15 protein-coding genes, 2 rRNA genes and 2 pseudogenes are annotated in these 20,873 nt (G+C 66.1%); 8 read left to right on the forward strand and 11 right to left on the reverse strand.

Features of this window, described 5'->3' with window-relative positions; genetic code table 11:
- The first annotated feature begins 34 nt into the window (after positions 1–34).
- Genes BLV31_RS17540 through BLV31_RS17550 form a run of 3 tightly spaced genes read left to right on the forward strand, consistent with a single transcriptional unit; the run spans position 35 to position 5,737 of the window.
- Positions 35–2,053, forward strand: a complete 2,019-nt coding sequence (locus BLV31_RS17540; protein ID WP_024100506.1) for a maltotransferase domain-containing protein — start codon at positions 35–37, stop codon at positions 2,051–2,053.
- Positions 2,050–4,260, forward strand: a complete 2,211-nt coding sequence (glgB, locus tag BLV31_RS17545; RefSeq protein ID WP_006554733.1) for a 1,4-alpha-glucan branching protein GlgB — start codon at positions 2,050–2,052, stop codon at positions 4,258–4,260. Before BLV31_RS17540 ends, glgB begins: the two co-directional genes overlap by 4 nt.
- 28 nt (positions 4,261–4,288) lie before the next feature.
- Entirely contained in the window at positions 4,289–5,737 is a 1,449-nt protein-coding gene (locus tag BLV31_RS17550) for a neutral zinc metallopeptidase (protein WP_019288979.1), read from the forward strand.
- 58 nt (positions 5,738–5,795) lie between these two features.
- Here the strand turns inward: BLV31_RS17550 and BLV31_RS17555 are convergent, their stop codons facing one another.
- The 3 genes from BLV31_RS17555 to BLV31_RS17565 all read right to left on the reverse strand — a co-directional run bounded on the left by BLV31_RS17555 (position 5,796) and on the right by BLV31_RS17565 (position 8,457).
- Positions 5,796–6,686 carry a tetratricopeptide repeat protein gene (locus tag BLV31_RS17555; protein WP_019288978.1) on the reverse strand — a complete coding sequence of 297 codons (891 nt, stop codon included), beginning with the start codon at positions 6,684–6,686 and terminating at the stop codon, positions 5,796–5,798.
- Between the two features lie 115 nt (positions 6,687–6,801).
- Positions 6,802–7,161 (reverse strand): DUF3817 domain-containing protein, encoded by a 360-nt coding sequence (locus BLV31_RS17560; protein WP_006554730.1) that lies wholly within the window; start codon positions 7,159–7,161, stop codon positions 6,802–6,804.
- Positions 7,162–7,266: 105 nt separating this feature from the next.
- Positions 7,267–8,457 carry an acetyl-CoA C-acetyltransferase gene (locus BLV31_RS17565; protein WP_064060681.1) on the reverse strand — a complete coding sequence of 397 codons (1,191 nt, stop codon included), beginning with the start codon at positions 8,455–8,457 and terminating at the stop codon, positions 7,267–7,269.
- Between the two features lie 104 nt (positions 8,458–8,561).
- Here BLV31_RS17565 and mce point away from each other — a divergent pair, with 104 nt between their 5' ends.
- The 4 genes and pseudogenes from mce to BLV31_RS25545 form a co-directional block, all read left to right on the forward strand.
- Positions 8,562–9,047 carry a methylmalonyl-CoA epimerase gene (mce, locus tag BLV31_RS17570; protein ID WP_033096419.1) on the forward strand — a complete coding sequence of 162 codons (486 nt, stop codon included), beginning with the start codon at positions 8,562–8,564 and terminating at the stop codon, positions 9,045–9,047.
- An 83-nt stretch (positions 9,048–9,130) separates the two neighbouring features.
- Positions 9,131–10,387, forward strand: coding sequence for a coiled-coil domain-containing protein (locus BLV31_RS17575; protein WP_064060680.1), 1,257 nt, complete (start codon positions 9,131–9,133; stop codon positions 10,385–10,387).
- A gap of 74 nt (positions 10,388–10,461) precedes the next feature.
- Positions 10,462–10,905: pseudogene (locus BLV31_RS17580) on the forward strand (MerR family transcriptional regulator); the annotation flags it as partial.
- A 68-nt stretch (positions 10,906–10,973) separates the two neighbouring features.
- Positions 10,974–11,302: pseudogene (locus tag BLV31_RS25545) on the forward strand (hypothetical protein); the annotation flags it as partial.
- A gap of 41 nt (positions 11,303–11,343) precedes the next feature.
- Here BLV31_RS25545 and BLV31_RS17585 read toward each other — a convergent pair.
- Together BLV31_RS17585 and nucS are read right to left on the reverse strand one after the other, a co-directional pair.
- Positions 11,344–11,667 carry an Rv1322 family protein gene (locus BLV31_RS17585; RefSeq protein WP_064060679.1) on the reverse strand — a complete coding sequence of 108 codons (324 nt, stop codon included), beginning with the start codon at positions 11,665–11,667 and terminating at the stop codon, positions 11,344–11,346.
- A gap of 2 nt (positions 11,668–11,669) precedes the next feature.
- Positions 11,670–12,344, reverse strand: coding sequence for an endonuclease NucS (gene nucS, locus BLV31_RS17590; RefSeq protein WP_006554723.1), 675 nt, complete (start codon positions 12,342–12,344; stop codon positions 11,670–11,672).
- Between the two features lie 42 nt (positions 12,345–12,386).
- Between nucS and BLV31_RS17595 the strand changes: the two genes are divergently transcribed.
- Complete coding sequence (locus tag BLV31_RS17595) at positions 12,387–13,934, forward strand: adenylate/guanylate cyclase domain-containing protein (protein WP_033096416.1); 1,548 nt, start codon at positions 12,387–12,389, stop codon at positions 13,932–13,934.
- Between the two features lie 9 nt (positions 13,935–13,943).
- On the opposite strand, the gene ehuA is transcribed toward BLV31_RS17595, so the two are convergent.
- From ehuA to BLV31_RS17625, 6 genes are all read right to left on the reverse strand, one after another.
- Positions 13,944–14,708, reverse strand: a complete 765-nt coding sequence (gene ehuA / locus BLV31_RS17600; protein ID WP_024100498.1) for an ectoine/hydroxyectoine ABC transporter ATP-binding protein EhuA — start codon at positions 14,706–14,708, stop codon at positions 13,944–13,946.
- A gap of 61 nt (positions 14,709–14,769) precedes the next feature.
- Complete coding sequence (ehuD, locus tag BLV31_RS17605; protein ID WP_006554720.1) at positions 14,770–15,414, reverse strand: ectoine/hydroxyectoine ABC transporter permease subunit EhuD; 645 nt, start codon at positions 15,412–15,414, stop codon at positions 14,770–14,772.
- Positions 15,411–16,145: an ectoine/hydroxyectoine ABC transporter permease subunit EhuC gene (ehuC, locus tag BLV31_RS17610; protein ID WP_006554719.1), complete on the reverse strand. Its 735-nt coding sequence runs from the start codon at positions 16,143–16,145 to the stop codon at positions 15,411–15,413. The genes ehuD and ehuC overlap by 4 nt, the downstream gene beginning before the upstream one ends.
- A 16-nt stretch (positions 16,146–16,161) precedes the next feature.
- Complete coding sequence (ehuB, locus tag BLV31_RS17615; RefSeq protein WP_006554718.1) at positions 16,162–17,055, reverse strand: ectoine/hydroxyectoine ABC transporter substrate-binding protein EhuB; 894 nt, start codon at positions 17,053–17,055, stop codon at positions 16,162–16,164.
- Between the two features lie 305 nt (positions 17,056–17,360).
- Positions 17,361–17,477, reverse strand: a 5S ribosomal RNA gene (rrf, locus tag BLV31_RS17620).
- 109 nt (positions 17,478–17,586) lie between these two features.
- A 23S ribosomal RNA gene (locus tag BLV31_RS17625) occupies positions 17,587–20,721 on the reverse strand.
- Positions 20,722–20,873: the final 152 nt, after the last annotated feature.

The raw sequence follows: 20,873 nt of genomic DNA on the forward strand, positions 1-20,873 counted from the left end.
TCGTCCACCCGGACCCGCACGGAACGGAGCTAGCGTGACAGGTCGGCTCGCCATCGACGACGTACAACCCTCCATCGACGGAGGGCGTTATCCGACGAAGGCGGTCGTCGGGGAGGTGGTGCCGGTCTCCGCCGTGGTGTGGCGCGAGGGCCACGACGCGATCGCCGCGACACTCGCCGTTCGAGGACCGGCCGACGATCCCGAATCCGCCGGAAGGCTGGTGCGGATCCCGATGGTTCCGGGCACCGAACCCGACACCTTCCACGCCACCTTCTCCCCCACGAGCGTCGGTGCGTGGACCTACCGGGTCGAGGCGTGGAGCGACCCGGTGGCGACCTGGCGGCACGCGGTCACCGCGAAGACCGACGCCGGGCAGGACGCCGCCGAACTCGCGAACGACCTCGAGGTCGGCGCACGGATCTTCGAGAAGGCCGCGAAAGGCGCACCGCGCGGCAACCGTCCCGCTCTCCTCGCGGTCGCTGCGTCCCTGCGCTCCGACCGTCCGCTGGCCGAGCGCATCGCCCCGGCCTTCGCCCCCGACGTCACCGAGATCCTCCGCGCCCATCCGCTTCGCGAGCTGATCACGCGTGGAAAGGCGTTCACGGCGTTCGCCGATCGTCGCCGCGCGCTGTTCGGCTCCTGGTACGAGTTCTTTCCCCGGTCCACCGGAGGCTGGTACGAGGACGGAACCCCGCGGCACGGCACCTTCGCCACGGCCGCCGCAGATCTGCCGCGCATCGCGGCGATGGGCTTCGACGTCGTCTACCTCCCCCCGATCCATCCGATCGGCAAGGTCAACCGCAAGGGACCGAACAACACCCTCGTCGCCGGCCCGGACGACGTCGGGTCGCCCTGGGCGATCGGTTCCGACGAGGGCGGCCACGACGCCATCCACCCCGAACTCGGCACCGAGCAGGACTTCCGCGATTTCGTCGCCCGCGCGAAGGAACTCGAGCTCGAGGTCGCCCTCGATCTCGCCCTGCAGTGCGCCCCCGACCACCCGTGGGCGCGTGAGCATCCGGAATGGTTCACCGTGCTGCCCGACGGCACGATCGCGTATGCGGAGAACCCGCCCAAGAAGTACCAGGACATCTATCCGATCAACTTCGACGACGACCCCGAGGGCATCTACGCCGAGGTCCTGCGCGTGGTCCGGCACTGGATCCGGTTGGGCGTCGACATCTTCCGCGTCGACAATCCGCACACCAAGCCCCCGAACTTCTGGGAGCAGCTCATCGCCGAGATCAAGCGCACCGATCCCGACGTGCTGTTCCTGTCGGAGGCGTTCACCCGGCCCGCCCGCATGTATGGGCTCGCGCGACGCGGATTCACGCAGTCCTACACGTATTTCACGTGGCGGGTCGCGAAATGGGAGCTCACCGAGTTCGGTACCGAGATCGCCGCGAAGGCCGACGAGGCCAGGCCGAACCTGTTCGTCAACACCCCCGACATCCTGCACGAGACCCTGCAGCACGGCGGACCGGGCATGTTCGCGCTGCGCGCGGCGCTCGCCGCCACCCTGGCTCCCTCGTGGGGCGTGTACTCGGGGTACGAACTGTTCGAGCACCTCGCGGTGCGGCCGGGCAGCGAGGAGTACCTCGACTCGGAGAAGTACCAGTTGCGGCCGCGCCGATACGACGAGGCACGCCGGCGCGGCGAGTCGCTCGAACCGTGGCTGACCACCCTCAACCGCATCCGGCGCGCGCATCCGGCGTTGCAGCAACTGCGCAACATCGCCTTCCACCACGTCGACAACGACGCGCTCATCGCCTACTCGAAGTTCGATCCGTCCACCGGGGACTGCGTCCTCACGGTGATCAACCTCAACCCCTATGGGGCCGAACAGGGCACGGTCTGGCTCGACATGCCGGCGATCGGGCACGACTGGCACGACCACTTCCCTGTTTACGACGAGGTGAGTGGGGAACAGTACTCGTGGGGACAGGCCAACTACGTGCGCCTCGAGCCGTGGCGGGCGGTGGCGCACATCCTGGTCCTGCCCCCGATCGGCATCCCCACCCGCACAACGCTCGCCTACAGGAGGCAGTCGTGACCGTGCCGCCCCAGACGCCGGGCGCCGATGTTCCGCGCCGGCGCCACAGCCCGCGACCGGAGGACCTCGACCTGCTCGCCGCCGGTGAGCACCACGATCCGCACGCGGTGCTCGGGGCTCATTCGCATCCGGAGGGGACGGTCATCCGGGCACTGCGCCCCGGGGCCGAGAAGGTCGCCGCCCGGATCGGTGGTCGCGACCATCCGCTCGAACCCGTGGGCGAGGACGTCTTCAGCGCCCTGATCCCGGTCTTCGATCTCGCCGACTACCGGCTCGTGGTGACCTACCCGTTCGATCACGTCGAGGTCGTCGCGGACGGTTACCGTTTCATGCCGACGCTGGGCGAGCTCGACCGTCACCTGCTGAGCGAGGGCCGGCACGAACGGCTGTGGGAGGTGCTCGGCGCCCATCCGCGGACCTATGAGACCCCGGACGGCCCGGTGACGGGCACGTCCTTCGCCGTGTGGGCACCGGGCGCACGCGGGGTCACCGTCGTCGGCGACTTCGACGGCTGGGGTGGACGCACCGCCCCGATGCGGGTGCTCGGCTCGAGCGGTGTCTGGGAGGTCTTCGTTCCCGGTGTCGAACCGGGCGCGCTGTACAAGTACCGGGTGCACGGCCGCGACGGATCCGTCCGCGACAAGGCCGACCCGATGGCGTTCGCCACCGAGGTGCCCCCCGCGACCGCGTCGAGGGTCACGGAGAGTCGCTACACCTGGAACGACGACGACTGGGTCGCGACCCGCGAGAAAGCGCAGCCCTGGCAGGAACCGATGGCGGTCTACGAGGTGCACCTCGGTTCGTGGCGCCCGGGCCTGAACTACGTCGAACTCGCCGATCAGCTCGCCGAGTACATCCTCGAGACCGGTTTCACGCACGTCGAGCTGCTGCCGGTCGCCGAGCATCCCTTCGGCGGGTCGTGGGGTTACCAGGTCACCTCCTACTACGCTCCCACCTCCCGGTTCGGCACTCCCGACGAGTTCCGCGCGTTCGTCGACCGTCTCCACGCCGCCGGGATCGGCGTGATCATGGACTGGGTGCCCGCCCACTTCCCGAAGGACGAGTGGGCGCTCGCGCGCTTCGACGGCAGCCCCCAGTACGAACATCCCGATCCGCGCCGCGGCGAACAGCTGGACTGGGGCACCTACGTCTTCGACTACGGCCGGCCCGAGGTGCGGAACTTCCTCGTTGCCAACGCCCTGTACTGGATCGAGGAGTTCCACATCGACGGTCTGCGCGTCGACGCCGTGGCCTCGATGTTGTACCTCGACTACTCGCGCCCCGAGGGCGGCTGGACGCCGAATATCTACGGCGGGCGCGAGAACCTCGAGGCCGTTGAGTTCCTGCAGGAACTCAACGCCACCGTCCACAAGCACTATCCGGGGATCGTGACGGTCGCGGAGGAGTCGACCTCCTGGCCGGGCGTGACCCGCTCGACGAACGTCGGTGGGCTCGGCTTCAGCATGAAGTGGAACATGGGCTGGATGCACGACACCCTCGGCTATCTCGGCCGCGATCCCGTGCACCGCACCTACCACCACCACGAGATCACGTTCTCGCTCGTGTACGCGTGGAGCGAGAACTTCGTACTCCCCATCAGCCACGACGAGGTCGTCCACGGCAAGGGCACGCTGTGGACGCGACTGCCGGGCGACGACGCCACGCGTGCAGCCGGCCTGCGGTCGATGCTCGCCTACATGTGGGCGCATCCCGGCAAGCAGTTGCTGTTCATGGGCCAGGAGTTCGGGCAGGTCGCCGAGTGGTCCGAGGAACGCGGCCTCGACTGGTGGCAGCTCGACGAACCGCTCCACGCCGGTATCCACCGCCTGGTGTGCGATCTCAACGGCATCTACCGCTCGCACCCGGCGCTCTACACGCTCGACACCACGCCCGGCGGATACTCGTGGATCGACGCCAACGATGCGCACAACAACGTCCTGTCGTTCCTGCGCTACGGCAGCGACGGCTCGGTGGTCGCGTGCCTGCACAACTTTTCGGGCACGACCTACGGCGACTATCGTGTCGGATTGCCCGAACCGGGCACGTGGGAGGAAGTGCTCAACACGGACGCGACCGCCTACCAGGGCAACGGAGCGGGCAACTTCGGGGCCGTGGAGGCCGACGAACATTCGTGGCACGGGCGTCCCGCCTCGGCTCGGGTGACCTTGCCTGCGCACGGTGCCATCTGGTTGTCGTTGCGGAGGTGACGCTGCCCGACGACAGGAGCACAACGACATGCGACGGACGCATCGGTTCGCGCGACTGGTGGTGCCCGCACTGACCGTCGTCCTGCTGGCGGGTTGCGCCCAGCGGATCGAAGGAACGGCGGTGTCGATCTACGACAACCCCTTCACCGTGGCGGGGCTGCCCGTCACCTCCGGGGCGTCGGGTCCGCGCAGCGGGGTGCCCGATGCGGACATCGAGATCGAGAACACCGACGGCGGTCCCGTCGACGTCCTGGCCGGCAACGCGATCGCCGACATCGAGGAGTACTGGCGTCAGGAGTTCGCGTCGGTCGCCCGGGGCACCTTCCGCCCGGTCGAGACGATCGTGTCGTGGGATCCGTCCGAGCGACGGGGCCCGCGTTTCTGCGGCAAACCCACCTACGACTTCATCAACGCGGCCTACTGCAGCGGTGGTGACGAGATCGGATGGGACCGCACCTACCTGATGCCGCAGCTCATCGACAGCTTCGGACCGATGGCCGCGGTGACGGTCCTCGCTCATGAATACGGGCACGCCGTCCAGCACACGGCGGGGCTGGTCGCCGAGGACGACCCCGGCATCGTGTTCGAGCAGCAGGCCGACTGTTTCGCCGGTGCGTTCATGCGGCACGTCGCGGAGGGCCGGTCGACGCACTTCCAGCTCGACACCTCCGACGGGCTGAACAACGTGCTCGCGTCGATGGTGCTCTTCCGCGACGCCGATCCGAACGACCCCGACTCGATCCACGGCTCGGCCTTCGAACGCGTGACGGCCGTGCAGATCGGATTCACCGACGGGGCCGGCTCATGTGCACGCATCGACGCCGCCGAGATCGAGTCGCGCCGCGCCGACCTGCCGCAGTACTACAACTCCGCAGACGACGGCGAACTGCCGGTCACCGACGAGTCGGTCGAGGCGATCTTCGAGTCGTTCCACCAGGTCTTCGACCTGGACGCCCTGCCGCAACTCGATCTGTCGGGCGCCGACCTCGGGTGCTCGGACGCCCGGGCCACCTCACCGGTGTCGTACTGCCCCGCGACGAACACCGTGGGCGTCGACATGGAGGCACTGAGCGAGCGCGGTACGGCCGCCCCGCCGGGAAGCGGCTTCGATCCCGGTGTCCGCGGCGACTACAACGCCTACGTGCTCGTCGCCTCCCGCTACGCTCTCGCGGTGCAGAAGGAGGCCGGCCAGTCGCTCACCGAGCCGCGCACGGCGCTGCGGGCGGCGTGCCTGTCGGGGGTCATCAGTGCCGCGCTGAGCCCGGACAGCACCCTCGCCTCGAACGTCGATCCGAGCCAGGTGCTGGTGTGGCTGTCCCCCGGCGACCTCGACGAGGCGGTCTCGGGCCTGCTCACCGACGGTCTGGCCGCGAGCGACGTCAACGGCAACACGGTGCCGAGCGGGTTCGCGCGGGTGGATGCCTTCCGCACCGGCGTCCTCGGCGGCGAGGCGGGCTGCACCGGCCGTTACCGCTGAGACGACACCGGCCGCCCACCACGAGTGGTGAGCGGCCGGTCCGGCGGATCGGTACGGATCAGTAGAGGGCCATCGCGAGCTTGCGGCGCGACGACACCACGACCGGATCCGCGGCATCGAACAGTTCGAACAGTTCGAGGAGCCGGGTGCGTGCCGCGGTGCGTTCGTCCCCGGCGCTGCGACGCACGAACTCGATGAGACGACCGAAGGCCGCCTCCGGCTGCTGCGCGAACAGTTCGGCGTCGGCCGCGGTGAACTGGGCTTCGAGGTCGTTCGGAGCGGCATCGGCGCGCTCGATCGCATCCTCGGGAATCTTGCTCGCGCGGGCCAGGAAACGCACCTGGCGCAGCGCGGCCTGCGCCTCGGTGTTGTTCGGCTCGGAGTTCAGGACGAGCTGGTAGGCCGCCTCGGCGCCCTCGAAGTCGCCGTTCTCGAGTGCCTGCTCGGCAGCCTCGAAACGCGGGTCGGCGGGCTGTTCCTCCGGCTCGGCGCCGGGCGGGCCCGACAGCTTGCCTGCGACGGCGTTCCGGATGGCGTCGAGCCACTGACGCAGCGCGGGCTCGGGCTGCACGCCCTGGAAGTCGGCGAGCGGCTGGCCGGCCGCGATCGCGACGACCGTGGGCACCGACTGGACGCCGAAGGCCTGGGCGATCCGCGGGTTCGCGTCGACGTCGACCTTCGCAAGGACCCACGCACCGTTTGCCTCGTTCGCGAGCTTCTCGAGAACGGGTGAGAGCTGCTTGCACGGTTCGCACCAGGTCGCCCACAGGTCGACGATCACGGGCACCTGCATCGACCGCTGCAGCACCTCGGTCTCGAACGTCGCTTCGGTGACGTCCACGATCGGGGCGATGGCACCGGGTGCGGCGCCGTCGCCACCGGACGGAGGCGGAGGCGGCGGCGCGGAGGCCCTCTCCTTGAGCGGTGAGAGATCCACCGCGCCGGACATCGCCGCGGCGACGGCGGCAGAACGTGCTGGACGGGAACCGGGTCGAGTCACATCCACCATTTTGTCACGAGTGGTCCGAATCGTGCTGCGCGGACCGGGGGACGTCGCCGTGAGGTCAGACGGTCGCGGTGGCGTCCTCGCGGGTGGCGGGAGCGGACAGCTCTCCGAGGCGACCGGTGCGCACGGCCCAGCGCTCGAAGACGATCGTGCCGAACGGGGGCACGCTCGAGACGAGGGCGAGGAAGGTCGTCTTGAGATCCCACTTCAACGACCACGCCGTGAGGAGCGCGATGAGCACGAACGGGATGAAGCCGGCCACGCCGTGCACCATGCCCGGGATCGCGATGGCCTCTTCGTAGCCGAGCACCCACTTGAAGAACATGGCGATCAGGAGGGCGAGCCAGGTCACCGCTTCCCAGATCGCGATCAGCCGGAATCGTTTCGCGGGCGTGGACACGTCGAGGATGTTGGTCATGCGGCCATTGTGCCGAAAGGCCTACGACAAGCCGTAGTTCAGTGAGAGACATCACGGCCCCGGCATGCTTGCGCCGGGGCCGTGATCATGCTTCAGAGAAAGGGGTCAGTTCTCGGGCACCCGCACGATGAGCGCGTCGCCCTGGCCGCCACCACCGCACAGGGCGGCAGCGCCGACACCGCCGCCGCGGCGCTTCAGCTCGAGCGCCAGGTGCAGCACGATGCGCGCGCCCGACATGCCGAGCGGGTGGCCGAGCGCGATCGCACCGCCGTTGACGTTCACCTTCGCGGGATCGATGCCCAGCTCACGGGCTGAGACGATGCCGACGGCGGCGAACGCCTCGTTGATCTCGATCAGGTCGAGGTCCTTCGGGTCGACGCCCTCACGCTCGCAGGCCTTGGCGATCGCCCGTGCCGGCTGCGACTGCAGGGTCGAGTCCGGTCCGGCGACGACGCCGTGGCGGCCGATCTCGGCGATCCAGCTCAGCCCGAGCTCGGTGGCCTTGGCCTTGCTCATCACGACGACCGCGGCGGCACCGTCGGAGATCTGCGAGGCCGAACCGGCGGTGACGGTGCCGTCCTTCGAGAAGGCCGGACGCAGCGAGCCGAGCGACTCGGTGGTGGTCTCCGGGCGGATGCCCTCGTCGGCGGCGAAGACGATCGGGTCGCCCTTGCGCTGCTTGATCGACACCGGCACGACCTCGTCCTCGAACAGGCCGTCCTTCCAGGCGCGGGCGGCCCTCTGATGCGAGGCGGCGGCGAAGGCGTCCTGCTCGGCGCGGGAGACGAAGCGGTCGCCGGAGTTGGCCGACTCGGTGAGGTTGCCCATCGCCTGGTCGGTGAAGATGTCGTGCAGGCCGTCGTAGGCCATGTGGTCGCGCAGGGTCACGTCGCCGTACTTGAAGCCGGCGCGGGACTTCTCGAGCATGTGCGGGGCCTGGCTCATCGACTCCTGGCCGCCGGCGACGACGACGTCGAACTCGCCCGCGCGGATCAGCTGGTCGGCCATCGCGATCGCGTTGATGCCCGACAGACACACCTTGTTGATGGTCAGCGCCGGGACGTCCATCGGGATGCCGGCGGCGACGGCCGCCTGACGGGCCGGGATCTGGCCGGCGCCGGCGGTGAGCACCTGGCCCATGATGACGTATTCGACCTGCTCAGGAGCCAGACCGGCGCGCTCGAGCGCACCGGAGATCGCCACGCCACCGAGATCCGATCCGGAGAAATCCTTGAGCGAGCCCTGAAGACGCCCCATGGGCGTACGGGCTCCGGCGACGATGACAGAACTGCTCACGGGACATTCCTCCGAAAGATCGGCATGTGATCGGAAAACTCCACTCGGATATTCACCTGAATCCCGATAGGAGTGCACTCAACGGTACCGCTACCGTCTAGAGCATGACCGAGACCTCTCCCACATCCGCTCCGGCGGCGTCCGTTCTCGCTTCCGGACTCGTCACCGCCATCGATCACGTCGGCATCGCAGTGCCCGACCTCGATGCCGCTCTCACCTGGTACGCCGAGAACCTCGGTCTCGTGTCCACCCACGAGGAAGTCAACGAGGAGCAGGGCGTGCGCGAGGCGATGCTGGCCGTTCCGGGGACCTTCGAAGGGTCCACCATGATCCAGCTGCTCGCCCCGCTGAACGAGAAATCCACGATCGCGAAGTTCATCGACCGCAATGGCCCGGGTCTGCAGCAGCTTGCCTACCGCGTCTCCGACATCGATGCCGTCTCCACTGCGCTTCGTGAGCGCGGCGTCCGCTTGCTGTACGACGCACCCCGTCGCGGCACCGCCGATTCGCGCATCAACTTTTTGCATCCGAAGGACGCGGGCGGCGTCCTCGTCGAGCTCGTCGAGCCGGCTGCACATCCCGCTCACTGACGGCCGTTCCGGTGCGCTCCCGAAGACGGATGGGGCGGGAGCGCATCCGGGTCGTACCCGCAGGGACCGGGTAGATTGTCTCCATGGTCTTCGATCGTGATCGCGCACCCAGCCACCTGCCGTTCTCCATCGTGCGGAAGGGATTCGACCGCGACGAGGTGACCAACTACTTCGCCCGGTTCGAGGCCGAGCTGCGCGTGACTGCCACCGACCGCGACGCCGCCGCCGCGCAGGCCCGCGATCTGGCCCGTCAGCTCGAGAACGCCCGCAACGAGATCGACGAACTCCGCAAGGACGTCGACCGTCTGTCGGTGCCGCCCACCACCGCCGAGGGCATGAGCGACCGCATCTCCCGGATGCTGCGTCTCGCCTCCGACGAGGCCTCCGAGCTGCGGGCCCGCGCCGAGGCCGACGCCGCCGAGATGATCTCGCTGGCGGAGCAGGAGGGCATCCGCCTCCGGGGCGACTACGAGAAGAAGCTCGCCGAACTCGAGGACACCCGCGTCGCCTTCGCTGCCGAGCACGAGCGGACGATGACTGCGGCCCGCGCCGAGGCCGAGCGGATCGTGGCTGCTGCCCGCGCGGAGGCCGAGCGACTCGACGCCGAGGCCGAGGCCAAGCGCGAGCAGGTGCAGCAGGACTTCGAGATCACGATGTCCGAGCGTCGCACGAAGCTGCTCGGAGCCCTCGACGAACTCGAACGGACGAGTAAGGCCGAAGCCGAGCGCCGCATCGAGGAAGCCACGCAGGAAGCCGAACGACGGCTCGCCCGCGCCACCGAACAGTCCGAGCGGAAGGTCGCCAACGCGCGCGACCTCACCGAGGAGCTCCGCGTGCTGCGCGGACGCATCCTCGGCCAGCTCGACGCCGTTCGCGAGCAACTCGACGACGTCCCCACGCTGCTCGCGGGCATCAACCGCGAGGGCGAACTGCTCGACCGGGAGATCTCCCTCGACGAGCCCCGCACGACCGTCCTCGGCACGGCGCGCGACAAGCAGGGCAGCGACAAGCAGGGCAGCGACAAGCAGGGCTCGGACGACGAGAGCCCGACGGAGCCGGCATCCACCGAGGCCGACGCGAAGGCGGACAAGACCACGCCGCTGCCGCAGACCGACAAGACCACGCCCATGCCGCAGGCCGACCGGACGGTGCGGATCCCGAAGAGCGATGCCCCCGGCTCGGTCTCCGGCCCGAACTCGGCCGCGCAGCCGAACACCGGCGGGCAGGGATCGCAGTCCACTCCGCGTACGCCGAACGCCTCGGCACCGCATCGCTCCCCCTCGGTCGGTTCCGGTGTGCAGGGTCGCTCCCCCGCCGTGGCCAGCAAGGTCCGCAACTGACGGTCGCCGGCCGTCGGGCTTGACCTTCGAGTCGGTCGAAGCTCCATGATGGGCCGGTGACCGACCCGGAGATGATGTCGATCGGCGTGTTCGCCGAACTCGTCGGACTGACCGCGAGCGCATTGCGGTTCTACGACGACGCCGGCATGCTGCGCCCCGCGCAGGTCGACCCGTCGACGGGATACCGGTTCTACAGCCGATCCCAGGTCTCCCGCGCCTGCCGGCTGCGGCAGTTGCGGGAGATCGGGATGCCGCTGCCCGCCATCGGCGAGTTCTTCGCCGCCGACACGGACGAGGCCGCGCGACTGCTCGACGACCACGTCACCGGGATGACCACGGAGGCCGAGCGGCTCCGACGGGCCGCCGAGACGCTCGGTGCGTCCCTGCGGGCCGAATCGCGTCGCGTGATCTGCACGGTGCCCGGACCCGTCCTCGCCGGCGCCGTCGATCAGGTCTCCGCCGCCACCGGTCACGACCCCGACATCCCGGTACTGAACGGCGTGCACAGGGAAACCGGATCCGGCTGCGTGAGGCTGACCGCCACCGACCGGTACCGGATCGCCACCCGGACGCTCGCGCCCACCGATCCGACCTGCACGACGATCCCGCCGAGTCCCTGGTCTGGAATATCCGCGCCCTCGACGCTGCCGATGCCCTCACCGACGAGCGCGCACAGCGACACCACGACACCCTCCGGGTCGCAGGCTTCTATCCGAGCCTGCACCTGAACCTGGCCGACGACTCGGATCGTTCCGGGCGGCCGCGGATCATCTCGACCGCGCGCAGGACCACCTGTCCGCACTCCCCGACGATCCCTACCGCGACATCATCCGCACGGCCGTCCACGAGGTGCGTCGGGCGATCACCGACCGCGATACGGCGCCGCGAGCGTCCGCGCCGGGCACCGTCCGCTAACGGGTGCCCTCGGACCGGCGTGCAGCGACCGGTGAGGGTGGCTAGGACCAGCGTCGGGTCGGTCGGCGGGTCCCGCGTCCCGCCCAGCATCCGCTGTGCCAGTGCCGCCGGTCCTCCGCACCGCCGAGCGCATCGGTCGGCCAGGCGACGAGATGGGGTGTTCCCGGCGCGATCTCGTGATCGCATCCCGGGCACCGGTACGGCTTGGTGGCACGCGAACCCGGCACGGTGCGCACGGTGAAGCGCTCCCCTTCGGCCCCCGCGGGACCGTTCTCGGTGCGCACCGTCGCCCCGAAGTAGGTCGGGGATTCGTCGGCCGCCCCACCGCGCTTGCGGCCGGTGCGGGATCTGTTGCGGCGCGGCACGATCAGAACAATCTGAACTCGGTGCTCTCGGTGCCCCGCAGCGCCTCGTAGTCGAGCACGAGGCAGCGGATGCCGCGGTCCGTGGCCAGTGTCCGCGCCTGCGGCTTGATCTGCTGGGCCGCGAACACGCCACTGACGGGTGCGAGCAGCGGGTCCCGGTTGAGCAGTTCGAGATAACGGGTGAGCTGCTCCACGCCGTCGATCTCGCCGCGGCGCTTCACCTCCACGGCGACGGTCGCTCCGTCGGCATCACGGCACAACAGGTCCACAGGGCCGATCGCCGTGGGGTATTCGCGCCGGATCAGGGTGAAGCCCGTCCCGAGGGTCTCGACGTGCTCGGCGAGAAGTTCCTGCAGGTGCGCCTCGACACCGTCTTTGATCAGACCGGGGTCGACACCGAGCTCGTGGCTCGAATCGTGGTCGATCTCTTCGAGAGTGATGCGCAGCTGCTCGCCCGCCTTGTTGGTGACGACCCACAGGGCCTCGGCGTCCTCGACGGACTCCTCTTCGAGCCAGCAGGGCGGGCTCATCCAGTTCAGAGGCTTGTAGGCACGGTCGTCGGCGTGGACACTCACCGAACCGTCGGATTTGACGAGGAGGAGACGTCGGGCCGTCGGCAGATGAGCCGTCAGGCGTCCGATGTAGTCCACACGGCAACGGGCAATCACAAGACGCACACAGCCACCCTAGAGGATCGACTCGACTAGTCTCGAACGACCATGCCCGCACGCAGTCACCGCACGGCCCCGCTCGGATCGGCCATCCTGGGAGAGCCTGCCGAACCGATCCGACGGCAACGCATCAGGATCCAGACCCTGTTGACGTTCTCCCTGATCGGTACGCATCTCGTCGGTGCCCTGATCGTGGCCGCTCTCATCAACGTCGTGATCCCGGGCCCGTCCGTACTGACCTCCGACTTCCTCGTCATCACCGCGATCCTCGCTCCTGTCTACGTGGTCTCGGCCGTCGTGGTCGGATCGGTGCTCGGTACCCGGGCGACCCTCCGCAGGCTGCGGTGGGCGCTGGAGAACCGGCCGCCCACCCTGCAGGAACAGCGGATCGCGTTGCGGATGCCCTGGCGTACCACCCTCCAGCAGGGAGCACTGTGGTTCATCGGGTTGATCCTGTTCACCGTCGGGTTCGGGGTCATCGACCCGCAGACGATCCCGAAGGTCGCGCTGACCATCACCCTGGCCGGTGTCACGGTGTGCGGATTCGCGTACATGTTCACCGATTTCGCGCTGCGCCCCATCGCGGCGCGCGCGCTCGAGGTCGGGACGCCTCGTCGCCCGCGCCTGGCCGGCACCACCGGACGCGTGATGCTCGCGTGGGCCCTGGGCAGCGCGGTGCCCGTTGTCGGTCTGCTGTTCATCGCGGTGTTCAGCTTCATCCGCCCCGTCACATCGACGCGCCTGGCGATCACGATCCTCGCCATCGGCGGACTCGGTCTGCTCACCGGCTCGCTGCTGATGTTCCTCACGATCCGGTCGACGATCGCGCCGATCGAATCGGTGCGCGCCGGGATGCAGCGCATCGCGTCGGGCGATTTCGATACCGCGGTCGTCGTCTACGACGGAACCGAATTGGGGCAGCTGCAGACGGGGTTCAACCGGATGGCCGAAGGCCTGCGCGAACGCGAGAAACTGCGCGACGTGTTCGGCCGCCATGTCGGACGGGAGGTCGCGGCTGCGGCGCTGGCCAATCCCGGTGTCCTCGGCGGTGAGGAACGGGACGTCGCGGTGTTGTTCGTCGACATCGTCGGGTCCACCGCGTTGGCCGCAAGTCGCCCACCGACAGAGGTGGTAGCGCTGCTCAACCGCTTCTTCGCGGTCGTCGTCGAAGAGGTGCACGCGGCCGAAGGATTCGTCAACAAGTTCGAGGGCGACGCCGCGCTCGCGATCTTCGGGGCGCCGGTCGCCCTCGACAACGCCGCCGGTTCCGCGCTCGGCGCCGCGAGGAGGATGGCGCGACGCCTCGCCGAGGAAGTCCCGGAGTGTCGCGCGGGTATCGGGGTTACGGCAGGTCGTGCGGTCGCCGGGAACATCGGCGCGCAGGAACGCTTCGAGTACACCGTGATCGGCGATCCGGTCAACGAAGCAGCGAGGCTGTCGGATCTCGCGAAGACCGTTCCGGGTTACGTCGCGGCGTCGGCCCGCACCGTGCAGCTCGCCCCCGAGGACGAACGCGCACGGTGGGAACTGGGTGAGGAGATCACCCTGCGCGGTCGTTCCGAGCCGACGCGCCTGGCGATTCCGCGCGCGGACTGACGGCAGGCCTCACTCTCCCGCCAGCACCGCGTCGAGGAACTTGCGGGTGCGTTCCTCCCGGGGGCTGGTGAAGATGCGCTCGGGCGGCCCCTCCTCCACGATGCGACCCCGATCGAACATCAGCACTCGATCGGAGACGTCGCGGGCGAAGTGCATCTCGTGCGTCACGATCAGCATCGTGATGTCGGTCGTCTCGGCGATCGTCCGCAGCACGTCCAGCACATCGGCGACGAGTTCGGGGTCGAGGGCCGAGGTCACCTCGTCGAGCAGCAGGATCTCCGGATCCATCGCGAGGGCACGGGCGATCGCGACCCGCTGCTGCTGACCACCCGACAGTTGCGTGGGGTGGGCGGTCTCCTTGTCGGACAGACCGACCATCGCGAGCAGCTCCCGCGCACGGTCGCGTGCCTCGGCCTTACTGCGACCGAGGACGTGGACCGGAGCCTCGGTGAGGTTCTCCATCACGTTCATGTTGGGGAAGAGGTTGAACTGCTGGAAGACCATGCCGATGCTGCGGCGCATCGTCCTCAGGTAGCGCTCGGAGGCCGGGACGAGACGCGTCCCCTTGCGTTCGTGGCTGAGTGGTTCGCCCTTGACCCACACCACACCGTCGTCGATCTTCTCGAGGGTCATGAGCAGGCGCAGGATGGTCGTCTTGCCCGAACCGCTCGGACCGATCAACGTGACCCGTTCCCCCGGGGCGACGGTGAAGTCCAAGTGGTCGAGTACTACGTGGTCGCCGAATCTCTTGACCACGGAGTCGAAACGGATCATGGATCCATCGGAGCTGGCGGCGGGAAGCGAGTCGCCGTCGGCACCGGCTTCCTTGTGCATCTCAATAGGCAAGGCGACGCTCCAATCGGCGGACGAGCAACGACGTCGGGTAGCTGGCGATGAGGAAGATCAGGCCGGCCAGCGTGAGCGGCTCGAGGTACTGAAAGTTGCGCGCACCGAACTGCTGGGCTGCGGTCACCATCTCCACGACGGAGATCGTGAACAGGAACGGGGTGTCCTTGAACAGCGACACCGCGTAGTTGCCCAGCGCGGGCACGACACGGCGCACGGCCTGCGGCAGGATCACCGCACGCCACGTACGCATCGGCGACAACGACAGGGCGCGGCACGCCTCCCATTGTCCCTTCGGCACGGCGTCGATGCCCGCCCGGTACACCTCGGCCATGTAGGTCGAGTAGTGGATCCCCAGTACCGCGATGCCGATCTGCAGCGCACTGAACTGCGGGAGCAGGTAGTACACGAACAGGAGCTGCACCACGAGTGGTGTGAGCCGGATGAACTGGACGACGGCGGACAGCGCCGTCGCGAGCACCTTCGGCAACGAGCGGCGGGCGACGGCCACGACCAGCCCCAGCACCGCGGCGACCACGAATCCGAGGACCGTGGCCAGCAGGGTGATCCGGAATCCTTCGAGCAGTACCGGAAGCGCGTCGGCCGCGCGTTGCCAACTCCAGTCGACGGTCATGAGCGTGCCCCCACCGGCTGATCGAAGACCGGGGCGAGCCCGAAGATCTCACGGAGCGTCGGACCGGTCCCGAGTCGGCTCTTCGCACGCACCTCGAGCGCATTCATCAGCAGCGTCAGCAGATAGCCGAGCACGAAGTACAGCACCAACCCCACACCGAACGCGAAGATGGTGTCGCCACTGCCTCTACGGAGCTGCTCGATCTGGAACGTGAGGTCCTGCAGGAGGATGTAACTCGCCAGTGCTGTTCCCTTGAGCAGCTGGATGAGCAGATTGGTCAACGGCGGGATCATCTCGGCCCAGGCCTGCGGGAAGACCACCCGTCGCATGCGTTGCCAGTAGCCGAAATTCAGCGCTGTCGCCGCCTCGATTTGCGGCTTCGGCACCGAGGCGATCGCACCGCGCACCACCTCCGCTCCGTAGGCGCCGTAGTTGAGCGACAGCGCGAGGATCCCGCACACGATCGATTCGAGCCGGAACCCGAATAACGGCAGAACATAGAAGAACCAGAACAGCTGCACGAGAAGCGAAGTACCGCGGAAGAACTCGATGAACACTCTCGCGCTGCCACGCAGGACGAGGTTCTTCGCGCCTGCCGCCAGCCCGAGGGCCACTGCGAGCAGGAACGCGAAGACCGCACTCCCCAGGGTCAATTCGACGGTGACGAGCAGACCGTCGAACAGTTGGGGGAAGGAATTCCACAGCAGTTCGATCTTCGAACCGAAATCCATTACGACGCAGCCGAGATCAGGAAACGCCCTCGCAGAGCATCTCGGTCGTCAGCCCCGGATCGGGCATCTCGGCCTCCGTGAACCCGAAGTCGCCGACGATCGAAAGGTACTTCTGCGGGTCGGACGTGATCTTCGCCAGTTCCTCGTTGTAGGCGTCGCGCAGTTCGGTGTCCTCCTTGCGGAAGACCGTCCCGCCGGCGCCCACCTGAGGTACCCCGTCGATCTCCGCGACGAACGACTCGGTGACGTCGACGGGCGCACCCTCGTTGTTCTGCTTCATCCAGTTCAAGGAGATACCCGTCAGGGCGAAGACGTCGGCGCGTCCGTTGACGACGGCATCCATCCCGTCCTGGGGAGACGCCACCTGCATCGCGTCGATGCCGAGGGCGGACGCGTAGTCGGCTTCGATCGCGCCGGTCATGACGGCCATCCGGACGCCGCTCTCGGCGATCGACTGCATGTCGGCGAGTTGTTCCGGGTTGCCCTGCGGGACCATGAGTGCGGTGGTGTAGTTGAACTCCGGCTCGCTGAACAGTGCCTGTTCGCAACGTTGCGGGAGGATCGACATGCCGGCGCTGACGACGTCGAATCGTCCGGCCTGCAGGCCGGGAATGAGCGCACCGAAGTCGGTGGCCACACCTTCGACGTTGTCGATGCCGAGGTTCTTGAAGATCTCGCGGTGCAGAGCGACGGTGGCGCCGGTGAGTTCGCCGTCCTGCATGAAGCTGTAGGGTGCCTCGCCGGCGAACCCGACGGTGACGGTGCCTTCTTGCTGGAGCCGTTCGAGGGTCGAGCCCTCGGTGTCGGTGTCGACGCTCGTACATCCTGTGATGGCCGCGCCGATGAGTCCCAGTCCCGCGATCACCGCCGTGAACTTGCCGGCGGTACCCGTAGTCGATCGATTCGTCATCGTCTCGCCCCTCCTCGTCGTCGACGAGAACGCCCCCGACAGGCGCTCACACGCCGAACCCACACGAACCGTGCGATCGTGCATGAGCGGACGTTACCGACATAAGTAGGCATAGCCTGGAACAGGGCGTGTTTGTTACGAGGTCGTGATCGGCCGGGCGCCGGCGATGGAAAAGGGGCGCACCGTACCCGAGAACCGTTCGGAGCGTGAGTACTTTCCCGTGAGATGAAATCATCCGACGGTCCGGAGAGAGCCCGGAGAACACGAAAGGGGACCCACAGTGTGGGTCCCCTTTCGGAACGGGTGTTCGGCGGTGTCCTACTCTCCCACACCCTGTCGAGTGCAGTACCATCGGCGCAGACAGGCTTAGCTTCCGGGTTCGGAATGGGACCGGGCGTTTCCCTGTCGCTATGACCGCCGTAACTCTATGAAACAATAGTCCACGCAGATTCCTCGAATCACCTGCTGCTGCAGGATTTTCGGATCTGTGTGTGTTGTTTCAGATACCGCACAGTGGACGCGTAACATCTTCGTGGTAAGTCCTCGGCCTATTAGTACCGGTCACCTCCACCCATTGCTGGGCTTCCAGTTCCGGCCTATCAACCCGGTGGTCTGCCGGGGGCCTTACCCCCTCGAGGGGGTGAGAAACCTCATCTTGGAACAGGCTTCCCGCTTAGATGCTTTCAGCGGTTATCCCTTCCGAACGTAGCCAACCAGCCATGCCCCTGGCGGGACAACTGGCACACCAGAGGTTCGTCCGTCCCGGTCCTCTCGTACTAGGGACAGCCTTCCTCAAGTTTCTAACGCGCGCGGCGGATAGAGACCGAACTGTCTCACGACGTTCTAAACCCAGCTCGCGTGCCGCTTTAATGGGCGAACAGCCCAACCCTTGGGACCTACTCCAGCCCCAGGATGCGACGAGCCGACATCGAGGTGCCAAACCATCCCGTCGATATGGACTCTTGGGGAAGATCAGCCTGTTATCCCCGGGGTACCTTTTATCCGTTGAGCGACACCGCTTCCACATGCCGGTGCCGGATCACTAGTCCCGACTTTCGTCCCTGCTCGACCTGTCAGTCTCACAGTCAAGCTCCCTTGTGCACTTGCACTCGACACCTGATTGCCAACCAGGCTGAGGGAACCTTTGGGCGCCTCCGTTACATTTTGGGAGGCAACCGCCCCAGTTAAACTACCCACCAGGCACTGTCCCTGAACCAGATCATGGTCCGAGGTTAGAGGTCCAATACGATCAGAGTGGTATTTCAACAACGACTCCACCCATACTGGCGTATGAGCTTCACAGTCTCCCACCTATCCTACACAAACCGAACCGAACACCAATACCAAGCTATAGTGAAGGTCCCGGGGTCTTTTCGTCCTGCCGCGCGTAACGAGCATCTTTACTCGTAATGCAATTTCGCCGAGTCTGTGGTCGAGACAGCAGAGAAGTCGTTACGCCATTCGTGCAGGTCGGAACTTACCCGACAAGGAATTTCGCTACCTTAGGATGGTTATAGTTACCACCGCCGTTTACTGGGGCTTAAATTCTCAGCTTCGCGGATTGCTCCGCTAACCGGTCCTCTTAACCTTCCAGCACCGGGCAGGCGTCAGTCCGTATACATCGTCTTACGACTTCGCACGGACCTGTGTTTTTAGTAAACAGTCGCTTCTCTCTGGTCTCTGCGACCACCCCCAGCTCGGACCGCAAGGGCCGTCACCGAGCGTGGTCCCCCTTCTCCCGAAGTTACGGGGGCATTTTGCCGAGTTCCTTAACCACAGTTCTCTCGATCGCCTCGGTATTCTCTACCTGACCACCTGTGTCGGTTTGGGGTACGGGCCGTGTACCAACTCACTAGAGGCTTTTCTCGGCAGCATAGGATCACTGAATTCCCCTCAACGGGTACGCATCACCTCTCAGGCTGCATGAATGGCGGATTTGCCTACCATTCGCCCTACCGGCTTACACCAGGTACTCCATCACCTGGCCCAGCTACCTTCCTGCGTCACCCCATCGCTTGACTACTACAATCAGGGTCCCGTGCAGCCATCCCCACAATTCCCGAAGGAACAGCGGAAACTTTTGGACGGTTAGCACAACTGATTCGCCATTGGGCGCGAATACACGGGTACGGGAATATCAACCCGTTGTCCATCGACTACGCCTGTCGGCCTCGCCTTAGGTCCCGACTCACCCTGGGCGGATTAACCTGGCCCAGGAACCCTTGGTCATCCGGCGGACGAGTTTCTCACTCGTCTTTCGCTACTCATGCCTGCATTCTCACTCGCGCAGCCTCCACACCTGGATCACTCCGGCGCTTCCACGGCTGCACGACGCTCCCCTACCCACCCACACCACTGCACACGTTCCCGCAGGAACGAATGGGTGTTGTGTGAGTGCCGCGGCTTCGGCGGTGTACTTGAGCCCCGCTACATTGTCGGCGCAGAACCACTTGACCAGTGAGCTATTACGCACTCTTTCAAGGGTGGCTGCTTCTAAGCCAACCTCCTGGTTGTCTCAGCGATCCCACATCCTTTTCCACTTAGTACACGCTTAGGGGCCTTAGCCGGCGATCTGGGCTGTTTCCCTCTCGACTACGAAGCTTATCCCCCGCAGTCTCACTGCCGCGCTCTCACTCACCGGCATTCGGAGTTTGGCTGATTTCGGTAAGCTTGTGGGCCCCCTAGACCATCCAGTAGCTCTACCTCCGGTGAGAAACACGCGACGCTGCACCTAAATGCATTTCGGGGAGAACCAGCTATCACGGAGTTTGATTGGCCTTTCACCCCTACCCACAACTCATCCCCTCAGTTTTCAACCTAAGTGGGTTCGGGCCTCCACGACGTCTTACCATCGCTTCACCCTGGCCATGGGTAGATCACTCCGCTTCGGGTCTAGAACATGCCACTACATGCGCCCTATTCGGACTCGCTTTCGCTACGACTACCCCACACGGGTTAACCTCGCGACATGCCACTAACTCGCAGGCTCATTCTTCAAAAGGCACGCCATCACCCACCACGAACTGAATCGTGCATCGGCTCTGACGGATTGTAAGCGCACGGTTTCAGGTACTATTTCACTCCCCTCCCGGGGTACTTTTCACCTTTCCCTCACGGTACTAGTCCGCTATCGGTCACCAGGGAGTATTCAGGCTTATCGGGTGGTCCCGACAGATTCACACCGGATTTCACGGGCCCGGTGCTACTCGGGTATTCGAATCGACAGTCACCGTGTTTTCGTCTACGGGATTCTCACCCTCTACGACAGGCCGTTCCAGACCACTTCGACTAACACGACGATTTCTCACTGTCGGCCGGCATGGCAGCGCCGACACAACGAACCCCACAACCCCGAATACACAACCCCTGCCAGGTATCACATGTACTCGGTTTAGCCTCATCCGCTTTCGCTCGCCACTACTCACGGAATCACATGTTGTTTTCTCTTCCTGTGGGTACTGAGATGTTTCACTTCCCCACGTTCCCTCCACACACCCTATATATTCAGATGCGGGTAACACGACATCACTCGTGCTGGGTTTCCCCATTCGGAAATCCTCGGATCACAGCTCGGTTGACAGCTCCCCGAGGCATATCGCAGCCTCCCACGTCCTTCATCGGCTCCTGGTGCCAAGGCATCCACCGTACGCTCATAAACACTTACAACAAAGATGCTCGCGTCCACTGTGCAGTTCTCAAACAACACACAACAACCCCTACCGCAAGAAAACTGATTTCCTTGTTTCGCGGATCATCGTCGCTGATCAAACACATTGCGTGTTCTCTCAGGACCCAACAGTGCACCGATATAACCCTTC

Origin of the sequence: Rhodococcus pyridinivorans (assembly GCF_900105195.1) — a bacterium.
GTDB lineage: Bacteria > Actinomycetota > Actinomycetes > Mycobacteriales > Mycobacteriaceae > Rhodococcus > Rhodococcus pyridinivorans.